General features: G+C 66.5%; 14 protein-coding genes. 4 read left to right on the forward strand and 10 right to left on the reverse strand.

Annotated features, from left to right (window positions below; all coding sequences use genetic code 11):
• Positions 1-60: 60 nt before the first annotated feature.
• Positions 61-963 carry a GGDEF domain-containing protein gene (locus AC54AF_RS00315; RefSeq protein ID WP_496634455.1) on the reverse strand — a complete coding sequence of 301 codons (903 nt, stop codon included), beginning with the start codon at positions 961-963 and terminating at the stop codon, positions 61-63.
• Between AC54AF_RS00315 and AC54AF_RS00320 the strand changes: the two genes are divergently transcribed.
• Together AC54AF_RS00320 and AC54AF_RS00325 are read left to right on the forward strand one after the other, a co-directional pair.
• A complete protein-coding gene (locus AC54AF_RS00320; protein WP_496634456.1) occupies positions 964-1,299 on the forward strand; it encodes a hypothetical protein in 336 nt (111 codons plus the stop codon).
• A gap of 21 nt (positions 1,300-1,320) precedes the next feature.
• Positions 1,321-1,560 carry a hypothetical protein gene (locus AC54AF_RS00325; protein ID WP_496634458.1) on the forward strand — a complete coding sequence of 80 codons (240 nt, stop codon included), beginning with the start codon at positions 1,321-1,323 and terminating at the stop codon, positions 1,558-1,560.
• On the opposite strand, the gene AC54AF_RS00330 is transcribed toward AC54AF_RS00325, so the two are convergent.
• Positions 1,557-2,459: a LysR substrate-binding domain-containing protein gene (locus AC54AF_RS00330; RefSeq protein ID WP_496634460.1), complete on the reverse strand. Its 903-nt coding sequence runs from the start codon at positions 2,457-2,459 to the stop codon at positions 1,557-1,559. The genes AC54AF_RS00325 and AC54AF_RS00330 overlap by 4 nt on opposite strands.
• 123 nt (positions 2,460-2,582) lie before the next feature.
• On the opposite strand from AC54AF_RS00330, the gene AC54AF_RS00335 reads away from it, so the two are divergent.
• Both AC54AF_RS00335 and AC54AF_RS00340 read left to right on the forward strand, forming a co-directional pair.
• A complete protein-coding gene (locus tag AC54AF_RS00335) occupies positions 2,583-3,998 on the forward strand; it encodes an MFS transporter (protein WP_496634461.1) in 1,416 nt (471 codons plus the stop codon).
• Entirely contained in the window at positions 3,995-5,026 is a 1,032-nt protein-coding gene (locus AC54AF_RS00340; protein WP_496634463.1) for an LLM class oxidoreductase, read from the forward strand. The genes AC54AF_RS00335 and AC54AF_RS00340 overlap by 4 nt, the downstream gene beginning before the upstream one ends.
• Before the next feature lie 7 nt (positions 5,027-5,033).
• Here the strand turns inward: AC54AF_RS00340 and AC54AF_RS00345 are convergent, their stop codons facing one another.
• The 8 genes from AC54AF_RS00345 to AC54AF_RS00380 form a co-directional block, all read right to left on the reverse strand.
• On the reverse strand, positions 5,034-6,320 hold the full coding sequence (locus AC54AF_RS00345; protein ID WP_496634465.1) for a DUF445 domain-containing protein: 1,287 nt from the start codon (positions 6,318-6,320) through the stop codon (positions 5,034-5,036).
• Positions 6,321-6,379: 59 nt separating this feature from the next.
• Positions 6,380-7,777, reverse strand: coding sequence for a branched-chain amino acid transporter BcaP (bcaP, locus tag AC54AF_RS00350; protein ID WP_496634467.1), 1,398 nt, complete (start codon positions 7,775-7,777; stop codon positions 6,380-6,382).
• A 202-nt stretch (positions 7,778-7,979) separates the two neighbouring features.
• Complete coding sequence (locus AC54AF_RS00355; protein WP_496634469.1) at positions 7,980-9,767, reverse strand: MFS transporter; 1,788 nt, start codon at positions 9,765-9,767, stop codon at positions 7,980-7,982.
• A gap of 50 nt (positions 9,768-9,817) precedes the next feature.
• Positions 9,818-10,912 carry an N-acetylglucosamine-6-phosphate deacetylase gene (locus AC54AF_RS00360; protein ID WP_496634471.1) on the reverse strand — a complete coding sequence of 365 codons (1,095 nt, stop codon included), beginning with the start codon at positions 10,910-10,912 and terminating at the stop codon, positions 9,818-9,820.
• Between the two features lie 3 nt (positions 10,913-10,915).
• Positions 10,916-11,683, reverse strand: a complete 768-nt coding sequence (locus AC54AF_RS00365) for a DeoR family transcriptional regulator (protein ID WP_131686180.1) — start codon at positions 11,681-11,683, stop codon at positions 10,916-10,918.
• A 35-nt stretch (positions 11,684-11,718) separates the two neighbouring features.
• The gene (locus tag AC54AF_RS00370) at positions 11,719-13,062 is read right to left on the reverse strand and encodes a D-tagatose-bisphosphate aldolase, class II, non-catalytic subunit (RefSeq protein ID WP_496634948.1); all 1,344 of its coding nucleotides are present in this window, start codon (positions 13,060-13,062) and stop codon (positions 11,719-11,721) included.
• Complete coding sequence (locus AC54AF_RS00375) at positions 13,062-14,024, reverse strand: ROK family protein (RefSeq protein WP_496634473.1); 963 nt, start codon at positions 14,022-14,024, stop codon at positions 13,062-13,064. The genes AC54AF_RS00370 and AC54AF_RS00375 overlap by 1 nt, the downstream gene beginning before the upstream one ends.
• A complete protein-coding gene (locus AC54AF_RS00380) occupies positions 14,011-15,171 on the reverse strand; it encodes an SIS domain-containing protein (RefSeq protein WP_496634475.1) in 1,161 nt (386 codons plus the stop codon). The genes AC54AF_RS00375 and AC54AF_RS00380 overlap by 14 nt, the downstream gene beginning before the upstream one ends.
• Positions 15,172-15,504 lie beyond the last annotated feature (333 nt).

The raw sequence follows: 15,504 nt of genomic DNA on the forward strand, positions 1-15,504 counted from the left end.
GTGCTTGCTCCTGTCAGGTGCTGCTTGATGCATGAAACTGCGAGGGTGACCGGGTGCTGCTCAGGCCTGCTCGATGCGGTTGCGGCCCTTGTTCTTGGCCTGGTACAGCGCGGCGTCGGCTTGCATGAAGCCGGCCTTCCAGTCGCCGTTATGGGGCAGCGGCGCCAGGCCGATGCTGATCGTCACCGTGATGGGCGCCTGTTCGAAGTGGACGCACGTTGCGGCCACGGCGAGGCGGATGCGTTCGGCCACGCCATGCGCCGCGGCCATGTCCGTATGCGGGAACAGCAGGCCGAATTCCTCGCCACCCACGCGGGCGACGACATCGGACGCCCGCGCCTGGGACTGGAGCACGGCCGCGATGGCTTGCAGCACGGCGTCGCCAGCCGCGTGGCCATACCGGTCGTTGACGTGCTTGAAGAAATCGATGTCGACGATGCCGATGGTCATTGGATTGCCGGCCCGCCTGTCCCGCGCGGCCGCGCGCACGGCTTCGGTCTCGAAGGCGCGGCGGTTCGGCAGGAGGGTCAGGGGATCGCTCAGGGCGATGCGCTGCAGCTGCTGCCAGCGGGCCGCATTCTGCTGTTCGATGGCGCGTTCGTGGCGCTGGTCGATGAAAAAGGCGCCCAGGAAGCTTTCATCGTCCAGCTTGCCCAGGTCCATGGCCTTGAGCACGATGGGCAGCGTCGAGCCGTCGCGGTGGCGTATGGCGAAGTGGCGCTTGTGCCCGAGTACCGTGGATTTCTTTTCGCCGGCCAGATAGGCGCCGATCTGCGCGCCATGGCGTTCGCGCACCGAGTCGGGCAGCAGCGCCTCGATCTGCTGGCCCGCCAGGCTGCCTGCGGCATAGCCGCTCAGCGCATACATGGCGCCGTTCGCATAGCGGATGCACGAGTCCGCATCGATGATGACGGCGGCGTCTTCTGCGGCGTCGAGCAGGCGCAAGGCCAGGATTTGGTTCATGTGCTTGTCCCCTGGAAAGAAGGCGGAGATAAAGGACGGTCGCGGCAAAGAGGGCTGCCACATCGCCTTGCGTTCTCCTTTGAACTCATCATACATCAAATAAAAATGATTTCAACGAATATTGTGATTTCAATGATTTTATTTCGATTTTTTGCACAGTCAAGCTGGGGCTTGGACGGCGAAGGAACGCCTGTCACGCGATTCTTTTCCCTATGGTATGGCAAATTTTCCCCGCCGTTCATCGTGCAGGCGGACAGGAAAAATCATTTTTACGTGGATTTATTTATTGTATTTGATAAATTTATGCAGCAAAATGCAGTAAAGCAAGATCAGTGACGGTGGATAGAGGAGACGGACATGCATACGAAGATGTCGGCAAGCAGCAGTAAAGAGGCGGGCCAGGGCTATCCACGCGGAGCCGGCGCGGGCGTCCGCAATGCTTCCGTACGGCGCCTGAAGACGGTCGGCTACCTGGCACTGTTGTTGGCCGTGGTGCCCGTCGCGACCTGCATCGCCATGGGGCGCGCCGGCGTGCCGGCGCCGTTCAGCGCAGCCTGCGGCGTGGTGTCGTGCGTGGCCGCGGGTCATGCGCTCTAGCGCGTGGTCTGCGCTTCCTCACAGATCCATGCCATGAACGCCTGCACGGCGGGGCGCGTGGCCGCGTCCGGCCGCGCCACCAGGTAGTAGGCAAAGCGCGCGGGCCAGGGTAAGTCCAGCACTTGCACCAGGCGCCCGGCGGCGATTTCCTCCTGCGCGTACAGCTGCGGCACCAGGGCCAGGCCCTGGCCCGCCTCGGCCGCGCGGATTAACAGAAAATCATCTTCGAAGGCCGAGCCGCGCAGCGCCCGCGCCGCATCCGCGCTGCCGTCCGGGGCGCCATGCGCGGCCAGCCATAATGGCCAGTCGGCGCGGTCCGTGTCGTGCAGCAGCGGGTAGCGCAGGCAGTCGGCCGGCGTGGCGATGGGCGGCTGGCCCGCCATCAGGGCGGGGCTGGCGACGGGCACCAGCACGGGCGCCATCAATCGCGTCACCTGCAAGCCCGGATAGTCGCCCAGGCCGTGGCGCAAGGCCACGTCGACGCGGTCGCGGCGCAGGTCGACCAGCGCCGAGGTCGCTTCCACGCGCACCTCGATATGCGGATGGCGCTGGTTGAAGCGGCCCAGGCGCGGCACCAGCCAGGCGGCGGCAAAGGTGGCGACCGTGCTGACGGTGAGCGTCTGGCGGGCGCCCAGGTCTTCCAGCGCCTGGCTGGCGCCGGCGATCTGCGCGAAAGCGCCCAGCAGGGCAGGGTGGACCATGGCGCCCGCCTCGGTCAGGCGCAAGCCCTGGCGCTCGCGGGTAAACAGCGGCATGCCGACCCGTTCTTCCAGTAGGCGGATTTGCTGGCTGACGGCGCCCGACGTCACGTGCAGCGCGGCGGCCGCCGCCTTGATGCTGCCGCGCTGGCCCACTTCGACAAAGGCGCGCAGCGCCTGGAGCGGTAAAGGATGCTTCATAGATATAGTTTTTCTATAGTCAGGCGCGAAAAAACATCGTTTCAGTTTCGCTCTTAAAGTACGCATTATAGGTGAATGCGGCGTTCTTTTGACGTCGAGTAAAACTATACCGATAGGATCTCCATGCTACTTTCACATCGGCAACTTTGCCTGGTGTTGCTGTGCACCACGCAATTCGTTGCCTTGCTCGATTTTTCCATCACCATGATTCCCTTGCCGCAAATCCAGCACAGCCTGGGCTTTACGCCTGGCGGCCTGCAGTGGGTGATCAATGCGTACGGCGTGGCCATCGCCGGCTTCCTGCTGCTGGGCGGGCGCGCGGCCGACCTGTTCGGCCGCCGCCGCGTCTTCATCGCGGGGCTGCTGCTGTTCACTGCCGCCTCGCTGCTGGGCGGTTTTTCGCACAGCCCGGCCATGCTGGTGGCCACGCGCGCGCTGCAGGGCTTCGGCGCCGCCATGTTTTCGCCGGCTGCATTCTCCCTGCTGCTGGCCGTGTTTCCCGAGCCGGCGCAGCGCAACCGGGCGCTCGGTGCCTGGACGGCCGTGGCGGCCAGCGGCTTTGTCGCGGGCCTGATCCTCGGTGGCTTCATCACGGACCTGCTGGGCTGGCGCTGGGTGCTGTGGATCAATGTGCCCGTCGGCCTGCTGGTGCTGGCCCTGTCGCCGGCCTTGCCCCTGGGCCGGCCCGATGCCGCCGCCGATACCGCTGCGGCTGGCGGCACGCTCGACGTGTGGGGCGCGCTGCTGGTGGCGTCGGGCGCGGCGACGCTGGTGTTTGCCTTTGCCAATAGCGAGCATGTGGGACTGGCGCATCCGCTCACGTTTGCCCTGGTCTGGCTGGCGCTGGCCTTGCTGGCGCTGTTCGTGTGGGTGGAGGGACGCGTTGCCGCCCCGCTGATGCCGCTGGCCGTCTTCCGGCGCCGCTCCACGGGCGGCGCGAATATCGTCTCGCTGCTGGCCAATACGGCCCTCGGTCCCACCTTTGTCGTCGTGGCGCTGGCCATGCAGGAAGTGCTGGCGTTTTCCGCCACGCGCACGGGGCTGGGCTTGCTGCCGATGGCCGTCGCCTTTACGCTGGCCAGCGCGTGGGCCGGTCCGGCGCTGATCGCGCGCTGCGGCACCAAGCCCGTCATCGTCGGCGGCATGCTGCTGTTCATCGGCGGCCTGGCCATGCTGGGCGCGTCGCTGGCCACGCTGTCTGCCTGGGCCGTCTCCATCCTGCCAGGCACCGTGCTGGCCGGCATCGGCTATGGGCTGGCGTTTCCCGCCTGGACCGTGGCCGGCATCGATGGCGTGCCGGAAGCGGACCACGGGCTGGCGGGCGGCATGTTGACGACCACGCAGGAAGTCGGCTCGGCCGTCGGCCTGGCCGTGGGCGTGGCGGTCAGCATCGCCGTGCTGGCCGGTGGCGGCACGGCCGCGCAAGGCTACAGTAGCGCCATCCTCGTTTCCGCCTGCCTGGTGGCGGCGGGCCTGGCGTGCGCCGTCGCCATCCTGCCCGGCAGCTGCCGCCTGAACTGCGCCAAGGAGACAACATGAGCATCGACACCACACAGACAGCGGGCGCTTCATCGCACGCGTTTGCCCGCCATGCCGGCTACCGCCGCATGTTCGCGCCCGGCGCGCTGACCCTCGGCATTTACCTGCCGCTGCGCTTTTACCAGGGCGACATGCAGGCGCTGGCCGGCCAGGCCGAGCTGGTCGCCGCCATGGACAGGCAGGGCTTTGCCGCCGCCTGGGTGCGCGACATTCCCCTGTTCGACCCGCGCTTCGGCGATGCGGGCCAGCTGTTCGACCCGTGGACCTACCTGGCGTATCTGGCGGCGCGCACGGACTCGCTGGCCCTGGCCACGGGCAGCGCCATCTTTACCCTGCGCCATCCCGTCGACCTGGCCAAGGCGGCCGCCAGCATCGACCAGCTGTCGGGCGGGCGCCTGGTGCTGGGCACGGCCTCGGGCGACCGCGCCAGCGAATTTCCCGCGTATGGCGTGCCATTCGCCACGCGCGGCGAGCGCTATGCGCAGGCCGTGCACATGTTCCGCCAGTTGCTGCTGGCCGGCCCAGCGCATCTCGCCGGCCCGTTGGGCAGCCTGGCCGGCCTCGAACTGCTGCCCAAGCCCGTGGCCGGCGCCATTCCGCTGGTCGTCACCAGTTCCTCGGGCCAGCCTTTGGCATGGATAGGGCGCCACGCGGACGGCTGGCTCACGTATCCGGAAGCGACGGATACGCCGGACGGGCCGCGCCGGCTGGCGGAAAAGATCCGCGCCTGGCGCGCCTGCATACCGGATGGCGGCTTTCGCCCGCACATGTGCAACGAGTGGCTGGACCTGGTGGACAACCCCGATTACCCGCGCACGCCCGTGCGCAGCGGCTATGTGCTGCGCACGGGACGCAAGGGCTTGATCGACCTGCTCGGTGAATGGCGGGAAGCTGGCGTCAACCATGCGGCGCTGGGCATCCAGCATGGCCAGCGTCCGGCCGCGGAGGTGCTGCAGGAACTGGCGCAGGAAGTGCTGCCGCATTTTCCCTCGCATGCGACGCTGCCCGGCACCGTGCCGCGCTGGTGATGGCTGCCTAAAGCAGCTGGGTAGCTGTATAAATCAGCAAGCCGGCCAGGCCGCCCACGATGGTGCCGTTGATGCGGATGAATTGCAGGTCGCGTCCGATGGCCAGTTCGATGCGCTCGCTCATTTCGTCCTTGCTCCACAGGTCCAGGCGGGCGGCGATGAAGGCGCCCACTTCGCCCCGGTAGCGGCGCACCAGCGAGCCGCTGCCGGCGACGATGGCGCCGTTCAGCCATTCCCGCGCAGCTTTGTCCTCACCCAGCACCTTGCCCGTGTTGCGCGCCAGGCTGGCGATGGCTTGCGCCAGCACGGGCCGGTCGGCGTGCAGGTCGGCCTGCAGGCGCGTGCTGATGTTGGTCCAGAGGTCGCCCAGCATGGCTTGCACCGTATCGCTGGCGACCAGCTGCAACTGGTAGCGCCGCACCGTGGCCTGCCACTGCGGGTCGGCCTTCAGGTGCAAGGCGCTGTCGGCGATCCAGCCGGCGATGCGCTGGCGCAGCGGGTGCTGCGGATCGATGCGCACGGCGAGGGCGAATTTTTGCAGCGAGGCGATCATGCGCGGCTCGTACGCCTTCACGGCTTTTTTCACCAGCGCGTTCTCGATCTGGAAGGCGCCCAGCACGAAGTCGCCGATGGCCGCGTGGTGCGCCTCGTCGTCCAGGTAGGCGGCGCTGCGGTCGAGCAGGAAGTCCAGCAGTTCCTGCGGCTTGCCGTCGGCGATCAGCGCATCGATGCAGTCCGCCGCCACGTCCGACAGATTCAATTGTCCAAGATAGCCGCTGGCCTGATCACGCAGCAGGCGGCCAAGCTTATCGTGATCGGCCATCGCCAGCAGCTGTTTCGCCACGCCGGCGCCGGCCATGCCCAACTGCCGCGCGTGGACCTCGTCAGCGAGCCAGGTGCCCAGGCGCGCGGCGGGGTCGGCCTGCACGATGCGCTCGGCGATGCCTTGCTCGGTAATGAAATGGTTTTCCACGAAGGCGCCCAGGCTGCGGCCGATGTCCGCCTTGCTGTTCGGGATGATGGCCGTATGCCACAGGGGGATGCCCAGCGGGTGGCGGAACAGGGCGACGACGGCGAACCAGTCGGCAATCGCCCCCACCATGGACGCTTCGGCGAACGCTTCCACATAGCCCCAGGCGGGGTGGCCGCCCCGCTGCGAGCGGGCCACGGCGAAGACCAGCGCGGCCAGCAGCAGCAAGCCGGCGGCCAGCCACTGCATGTTGCGCAGGCGCGCGCGCTTGAGCTGGTCCGTGCTCTGGTCCAGCTGTGCGATGAGGTCGGGGGAAGGTTGCATGGATGGCGGCCTGCAGGGTTGCGAGACCGCCATCTTACTGCGATGGCGCAGGGGCGCGATTACTGTTGCGGATGCAGCAGCGAACGGCGGCGCGCGTAGCCGAAGTAGATGACCAGGCCGATCACCAGCCAGATGGAAAAGGCCACCCAGGTGACCCAGCTGAGGAAGGTCATCAGGCCCACGCACAGGATCACGGCCAGCGCCGGCACGTACGGCACGCCGGGGCAGCGGAAGGCGCGCGGCAGGTCGGGACGCTTCTTGCGCAGCACCACCACGGCAATCGACACCATGGTGAAGGCGGCCAGGGTGCCGATGTTGATCAGCTCGGCGAGGATGTTGAGCGGGATCACGGCGGCGATCAGGCCGAACACGATGCCGACCAGCCAGGTGGCGAAGAACGGCGTGTGGAAGCGCGGGTGCACGGTCGACAGGCGCTTGGGCAGCAAGCCGTCGCGCGACATGGCGAAGATGATGCGCGTCTGGCCGAAGGCCATCACGAGGATCACGGTGGTCATGCCGAGGATGGCGCCCAGGTCAACGAAGCCGGCGATCCAGTTTTCGCCCGCATACTGCAGGGCCAGCGAGACGGGATGGTCGACGCCGAGGAATTTTTGATACGGCACGATGCCCGTCATGATGGCCGAGACCACCACGTACAGCACGGCGCATACGGCCAGCGAGCCGATGATCCCGATCGGCAAATCGCGCGACGGCTTCTTGACTTCTTCTGCGGCCGAGGTGACGGCGTCAAAACCGATGAAGGCGAAGAAGACGAGGGCGGCGGCGCTCAGCATGCCGTGGTAGCCGAATGGCATGTAAGGCTGCCAGTTGGCCGGCTGCACGTGGCGCGCGCCGAAGATGATGAACAGCAGCACCACGCCCACCTTGATGGCCACCATGATGTTGTTCAGGCGCGCCGACTCGCGCACGCCCCATCCCAGCATGGCCGTCAGCAGCAGCATGATGACGAGGGCCGGCAGGTTGATGAAGGTGGTCACGCCGGGCAGCGCGCCCGGCGCGGCCGTCAGGGCCACGGGCAGCGCGATGCCAAAGCCCGACAGCAGCGACTGGAAGTAGCCGGACCAGCCGACGGAGACGGCGGCAGCGGCCAGGCCGTACTCGAGCAGCAAATCCCAGCCTATCATCCAGGCGGCCAGCTCGCCCAGGGTGGCATAGCTGTAGGTGTAGATGGAGCCGGCCACCGGCACGGTGGAGGCGAATTCCGCGTAGCACAGGGCGGCGAAGCAGCAGGCGACGGCCGCCACGACAAACGACAGCGACAGGGCGGGGCCGGCCGTCAGCGCGCCCGTGCCGGTGAGCACGAAAATGCCCGTGCCGACGATGGCGCCGATGCCCATGAGGACAAGGTCGAAGGGCCCCAGCACCTTGGCCAGTCCTCCTGGCTTCTTGCTGTGGGCAATCATGTCATCCAAATTCTTGGTTCTAAATAAGCTCACTGTGTCTCCTGGTGGTTTTTGTCATGGCGCCATTGCCGCCTCGTGAGTAGCACGACGCAGGCAGATTCTAGCCCAGGCGCCCGTGATTCCTGAAGGAAAACCGTACGGTGCCGTGCGCGCCAGCCCCGCAAACTTGCTTGGCAGGCAAAAAAAAAGCCCCGGGATGATGGACCGGGGCCGTAAAGGAGAATGCTACAGTTGGTTACTTGGCAAAGTGCGCTTCGATCTCTTCCAGCGTCTTGCCCTTGGTCTCGGGCAGCAGGAAGGCGGCTGCCAGGAAGTACAGCACGGTGCAGCCGGCGCCGAAGAAGAACAGGGTCGAATAGCCATGCAAGCCCACCGTTGGCAGGAAGATGGCGGCGATCACCGTCGAGACGAACTGGTTCACCAGCAGGGCGATGCTCATGCCGTTCGAGCGGATGCGCGTCGGCATCAGCTCGGACAGGGCCAGCCACACGCATACGCCCGGTCCCACGGCGAAGCTGGAAACGAACACGCAGATGGCAATCGCCACCAGCCAGCCATGCGTGGACGAGGGCACGGGGCCCAGGCTGGCTTTTTCGATGCGCAGCGGCGCCTCGCGCCCGGCGGCCGGGTCGGCGAACGGGTTCAGGTGCAGCTTGCGGAAGAACACGCCGATCACGCTGTCGGCCTGCACGGCGTCGTCGCGCGCGATGCTGACCTGGCGCAGCACGGGGTCGTCGCTGCGCAGGCTTTTCACATTGGTGAACGGGCCGTAGGCGTAGGCGATGGTCAGCTGCTGCGGCGTGCCGCCGGCCGCCGCGCCGAGGGCCGTCAAGGTGGGCGCATCGAGCTGCAAGGCCAGGCCGTCCGCCTGCACCTGGGCGGCGATGGCGGGGCGCACGTCGGCCAGGTGCGCTTCGGCGCCGCGGAACAGCAAACCGGCCGCCAGCAGCGAGACGACGATGCCGCCCGTGCCCAGCATCAGCAGGAATTTGCGGCCCTTGCGGTCAACCAGCAGCACGGCCACCACCGTCATCACGGCATTGAGCACTTTCAATAACACGTCGGCCATGTTGGCCGAGGCGCCCGACAGGCCCGCCTGGTTGAGGATATTGACGACATAGGCGAGGATGGAATTGATGCCCGTCGCCTGCGTGCAGGCGAGGATCAGGCAAGCGAGCAGGAAGGGCAGCACGTAGCGGCGGCTCAGCAGCGGGTCCTTGGCCTTGCCGCTTGCCTTGGCCGCATTTTCCGGCGTATCTTGCATCTCGCGCAGCTCCAGCTCGGCGGCAGCGGGCAAACGCGTGCGCAGCAGCGACTGGCGCGCCTGCGCGATGCGGCCCCGTTGCGCCAGCCAGCGCGGCGATTCGGCCAGCAGCAGGGCGCCGACGCTAAATACGAGGCCTGGCGTCAGGCAAACCCAGAAGATGCTGCGCCAGGCCTGGTCCTTGGCCGTGAAGATGGCGGCGCTGCGGCCCGCTTCCGGCAACGCTTGCGCCGCCTGCGTGGCCGTTTCCACCGTCTGCGCCTGCAGCAGGCCGATCAGGGCGGCGGCCACCAGGCCGATGGTCAGCAGCAGCTGGAACAGGGCGGCGCCCCGTCCACGCTGTTGCGCGGGCAGGCATTCGGCCAGGTACAGGGGCACGACGACGCCGATCAAGCCGCCGCTGATGCCTTGCAGCAGGCGGCCCAGCAGCAGTGGCGTGTAGCCGTCGGCGAGGGCGATCAGCGGGATGCTGGCGCTGAACAGGGCGCCGGCCAGGAACATCACCCAGCGCCGGCCGATAATATCGGCCAGGGCGCCGGCGAACAGCGAGGAGAGGACTGAACCCAAGAGCACGGCGGCGACGATAAAGCTCAGCTGCTGGGCCGTCAATTTCCAGGCCACCGAGGCCGTCGATTCCAGGTAGGGCAGGGCGCCGGCGATGATGCCGATGTCTATGCCGTACAGCAATCCCCCCATGCCGGCAATAAATAGCAGGTAGCGCATGGCCCACACGGGGGCCTTGTGTGACGTGTCGTGCATGAAAACTCCGGGACGGGGTTGAGGTTGGGGGCTGGGTCTAGAGACGGAATCTAGCGGGTGGAAAGATCGATGGCCGCGCCTTCGACGAAGACGGACACTGGCTGTAATGTGGAATCGAGGACGACGATGTCGGCCCAGGCGCCGGGCGCCAGGCGGCCCCGTTCGGATTCGCCCAGGTAGTCGGCCGGGTACAGCGACAAGCGGTTCGAGGCGTCGGCCAGGTCCAGGCCCAGGTCGACGAAATTGCGCATGGCCTGATCCATGGTCAGCACGCTGCCGGCCAGGGAACCCGTGGCCAGGCGCACGCAGCCCAGGCATTTGTAGACGCGCTGCGTGCCCAGGCCGTACTCGCCATCGGGCATGCCGGTGGCCGAGGTGGCGTCCGTCACGCCGTACAGGCGCGGGATGGCGCGCAGGGCCGCGCGCAGGGCGCCCTTGGCCACGTGCTGCAGGTCGGGGATGATTTCCGCGTATTCGGCGTGCGCCAGCGCGGCGCCCACCATGCCCGGGTCGTAGTGCGTCATGCCCGTCATGCCGTTGTACAGGTGGGTAAAACCGGAGACGCCGGCCTGCAGCGCCGCCACGCCTTCGTCATACGTGCCGGCGCTGTGGCCGATCTGCACGCGGATGCCCATGGCCGCCAGTTGCGGGATCAATTCCAGGTGGCCGGGGATTTCCGGCGCCATGGTCAGCACCTTGATGGGCGCGATGGCGTGGAAGCGCTGCACCAGCGCCAGGCTCGCCTGCACGACGTCGGGCGGCTGCGCGCCCAGGCGGTGCAAATTCAAGAACGGGCCTTCCAGGTGCACGCCCAGCATGCGCGCGCCGTTGGCCGGGCGCTCGGCGATGACGCCGGCCAGGCCTTGCAGGGCGCGCAGGATCGACGGCTCCTTGGCCGTCAGGGTGGTGCCCAGGAGGGCCGTGGTGCCGTGGCGCGCATGCACCTGCGCCACGGTGGCGCCCGCGTCTCCGCCTTCCATGATGTCGACGCCGGCCGCGCCGTGCACGTGCAGGTCGATGAAGCCGGGCAGGATGGTCAGCGCGCTGTCGGCGGCAGGGTCTTCTTGTATCTGGACGATGCGCTGGTCAAAGGTGATGGTGCCCGTGATCCAGCCAGATGGGGTAAGGATTCTGCCGCTCAGCATGTGTTATTCCGCTATAAAAAGTTCGATGCCCAGCTTTTGCAGCCCTTCGCGGTACTCCTGGCTGATGCTGGCATCGGTGATGACGGTATCGACCCGGTCCAGCTGCACGATGCGGTGCAGGCTGACGCGGCCGAACTTCGAGGCGTCCGTGAGGACGATGATTTTCTTGGCCCGTTCCACCATCTTGTGGTTCAGGCTTGCTTCCGCTTCGTGGTGGGTGGTGACGCCAAACTGCAGGTCGAAGCCGTCCACGCCCAGGAACAGCTTGTCGAAGCTGTACGCCTGCAAACAGGTCTCGGCCTGGCTGCCCTGGATCGACAGCGACTGCTTGCGCAGCAGGCCGCCCGTCAGGATCAGGTCCACGCCGGGCGCGTCGGCCAGTTCCCATGCGATGTTCAGGCCATTCGTCGCCACCGTCACGCCCGTGGCGTCGCGCAGATGGCGCGCCAGCGAGATGGTGGTGGTGCCCGAGTCGATGATGATGTTGTCGCCCGGTTCCACCAGACGCGCAGCGTAGGCGCCGATGCGCTCCTTCTGCTCGTGGTTGATGGCATCCTTCTGGCGTATCGTATGTTCGGGCGGCGGCGTGCGCGTCAGGGTCGCGCCGCCGTGGCTGCGCGTGGCCATGCCTTGCGCTTCCAGCGCATTCAAGTCGCTGCGGATGGTGACCGCGGACACGCCGAGCTTTTCCACCAGATCGGTCACCTGCACCGAGCCCTGCTGGGCAAGCATGTGGAGGATGGATTCACGGCGTTGGCTGGTATTTCGCATGGTGGCGGGCTCAGTAAAAAATGAAAATACCGAGCTTAACAGATTGCCGCTTCGGCAATGACGGCCACCGCCGCATTGCGGTTACAGGCGCGCGCATATTGCGCCAGCAAGCTGCCGATCTTGTGCTCGATCAAGGCCGGCGCCTGCGCCGGCAGGCTGCCTTGCACCACAGCCAGGTACTGTTCCGGCAAATGCTGGCTCAACAGCGGCAGCGGAATGGCCACGGCGTCCAGGTTGGCCAGCAGCTTGGCGACGGCGGCCGCCACTTCCGGCTCGCCCCAGTAATAGCGGCAACGGTCGCTCAAGCCGTAGCGGCGCATCAGGCGCTGCTCTTCCGGCGTGCCCAGGTAATGCTTGATCCAGTTCTTCGGCTTGGCCACCATCACGTCGTCGAGCACCTGCATCAGCTGCGAGGTGGCGTGCGCCGGCAGCAGTTCTTCCTCGATCTGGCACAGGGCGAACAGCGCCTCGCGCAGGGCGAAGGTGGCGGCCGGGCCCACTTTCAGGATGGCGAAATGGTCGCGCACCATGGCGTGCAGGGCGGACTCGCGCTGGTAGTCGGTCGAATGGGCTTCGAACACGAGACCAGGCTGCTCGGCGACAAAGGCCGACAGCTCGGTGGCGGCTTGCGCATCGTAATGCTGGATGCTGCTCTGGTCGAAATCAACGCCCGGCTGCACCACCATGGCGATGACGCGGCGCCAGGCGCCATGCAGGTCGTTGTCGAGGAAGGCGCGGCGGTGCACGTCGAGGGTGCGGCGCGCCGCTTGCGGGCTGGTGACGGCGCCCGCCTGCGCCAGTGACGCTTCGCCACCTGGAATCGGCACTTCCGTGCCGATCACGTAGACGGGCGGGGCGAAGCCGGCGGCGGCCGCCGCCGCTTCGGCGACGATGCACAGGCGCGCGGAACGGGCGGCCACGGTTTCATCGTCGAGCTGCAAGGGATCGTCGGCACAGCGCATGCTGCAATCGAGGTGGATTTTATGGAAACCGGCTGCCGCATACGCGGCGATCAGGGTTTCGGCGTGGTCCATCGCGGTGGCCGCATCGAGGTGCTGCCAGGCGTTCGGGCCCAGATGGTCGCCGCCCAGTACCAGGCGGCTGGCGGGAAAACCCTGTTCGCGGGCCAGTGCCAGCATGCTGTCGCGGAAGACGTTTGGCGTCATGCCCGTGTAGCCGCCGAACTGGTCGACCTGGTTCGACGTCGCTTCGACCAGCAGCACGGTGTCGTACTCGCTGGCCACGCGCATGGCGGCGCGCAGCACGCTCGGTTGGCTGCAGCAGACGGCGTACAGTCCCACGCGTTCGCCGCGGCGGTGCGCCTTGATCACTTGCTGGATCGGGGACAGGGTAAAAGTCGGGTTTTCCGCTTGCTTCATCATGTTGACGCCTTTGTATGTTGTCGTATCAAAAGGGCCGCGCCGCGCGCGCCGCCGGCGTCGCCAAAGCGGGGCGGCAAGATGGGCGGCACGTGCACGCCGGGGAACAGGTGGCGCTTGACGGCGGCCGGCAGCTTGTCGTACAGGTGCGGCAGCTTGGACAGGCCGCCACCGAGCACGATGACGTGCGGGTCGTAGGCCAGCACCAGGCCGGCCAGCGCGTGGCCCAGCAAGTCGAGGTGCACGGCCACCGTGCGTTCGGCCACGGCGTCGCCCATGTTGGCGCGCGCGACGATGGCCAGCGTGGCCAGCGGCTCTGTGCCTTCGCCGCCGAAATGCGCATATAACTTGCTCATGGCGGGGCCGGAGACATAGCGCTCCAGGCAGCCCGCCTTGCCGCACGGGCAGGCGTAGTCCATCAAGCCGTGCTGCGCCAGCAGGGTGGCGGGCAGGCTCCAGTGGCCCCACTCGCCGGCCACGCCGTTAAAGCCGCGCAGCAGCTGGCCGCCCACGCAGTAGCCGCCGCCGGCGCCCGTGCCGAGGATGGCGCCGAACATGCTGGCGGCATGCTCGGCCGCGCCGCCCTGCGCTTCCGACAGGGCGAAGCACTGGCAATCGTTGCCGATGGCGACAGGGCGCTGCAAGGCCTGCTGCAGCGTTTGCGCCACCAGGCGGCCGTTCAGGGCCGGCACGTTGGAACTCAGTTGCCGGCCGCTGGCGCTGTCGATCACGCCTGGCAAGCCGATGCCGACGGGCGCCGTCGTGCCGAGGGCCGCGTCGCCGCGCGCCACCAGGCCGACGATGGTTTGCACGAAGGCGGCAAAATCGTCGCCCGGCGTGGCCACCCGTTCGCGGAACACCTCGGCCAGCGCGCCGTCGCGGTCGGCAAAGGCGACCAGCTCCATCTTGCTGCCGCCGATGTCGATGCCGTGGTAGCCGGCTGTGTGATTAGAATTGGTCATGGCCATAGATGGTGACGCCTTGCACGACACGGTTGACGATGCCGCCGGCGAATGGGTTGTCGGGGCGCAGTTGCAGCAGCGCGGACTGGTGCAGCGCATATTGCTGCGCCATCAGCAGCCACAATGGCGCCAGCCAGGCGTCGGGCCAGGCCGGCGCGTCGGCCGCCAAGTTGGCAGATAAGTTGGCAGACAAGTCGCCGCCGATGCCCACCGTCAGGCAGCGCTGCGCCACGCTGTCGCGCTGCAGTTCTTTCAGTAAATCGTCCTCGTACTGGCGTGCCAATGGCTTGCTGCTGCGCAGCAGGATCACCAGCGACTCCGTGGTGACGGCCGATTTCGGGCCGTGGCGGAAGCCCAGCGGGGTATTCGCCATCGCCATCACGCGGCCGCCCGTCAATTCCAGGATCTTTAATGCCGCTTCCTTGGCCAGCGCTTCCAGCGGGCCGCTGCCCAGGTAGACGACGCGCTGCACGGGTGTTGAGCCCAGGTCCGCCACGGGCGCCGACCAGTCGCGCAGGGCTTGCTCGCCCAGCTGCGCCAAGGTGTCCAGGCGGGCCAGATTCGTGTCCTTGCCCAGTACCGACAGGGCCGCCAGCAGCATGCTGGTAAAGCTGCTGGTCATGGCGAAGCCGCGGTCGCAGCTGCCTTCCGGCATCAGCAGGTTATACGTGTTGCTGTCGTTGGCGCCTTGGCGCGCCAGCTTGCCGTCCGCGTTGCAGGTGATGTTCAGGAAGCGCGCGCCGGGCACGACCTGGCGCAGCAGCTCCACGGCGGCCAGGCTTTCCGGGCTGTCGCCGCTGCGGGCAAACGAGACGAGCAGGGTGGGTGCGTCCGCTTCCAGGTACAGCTCATGATGCGTCAGCAAAGTCGTGGTGGCGATGGCGCGGATGTTCGCCGGCCAGGCCGCATTCAGGGTATCGGCGACGATTTCGCCCACATAGGCCGAGCTGCCGGCGCCCGTCAGGATGACGCGTTGTGCGGGATTGGACAGCGCGTCGCCCAGGAAGGCGGCCAGGCTGGCCTGTTCCTTGCGCAAGATGCCGGCCAGAGCGCGCCAGATGGCCGGCTGGTGGGCGATTTCCTCGGCCGTGTGCAGGCCGCCGATGTCGCGCCAGGTTTGAATGTCACGCTGAAGAAGGGTAGTCATGGAGTGTCAGTAAAGTGTTTGTTGGAGAAAGCATAAATACTAAATTTCGAAAAGTCAAATACGAAAGTAAAACGAAAGTAAATAGTTTGATGACTTGCGAAATAATGTCATTTTATTGGGCCTGAATCATGTTGCGGTGCCGCATGAAAGACAGCGTTGCTGCCGCTTGTCGCTGAAATGCGACGATAACGAAAGTATGTTTTGTGACTTTTTGGTGAAACGTAAGAAAAATGCGCCAACTCTGGGCATTTTATTAATAAATTGCCGCTTTAACTTTCTTTTGATTGACGATATTTATTTTTCTTCTTAAAGTATTTCCATCACTTCGATTTT

The sequence above is a fragment of the Janthinobacterium sp. JF4 genome (assembly GCF_059617925.1).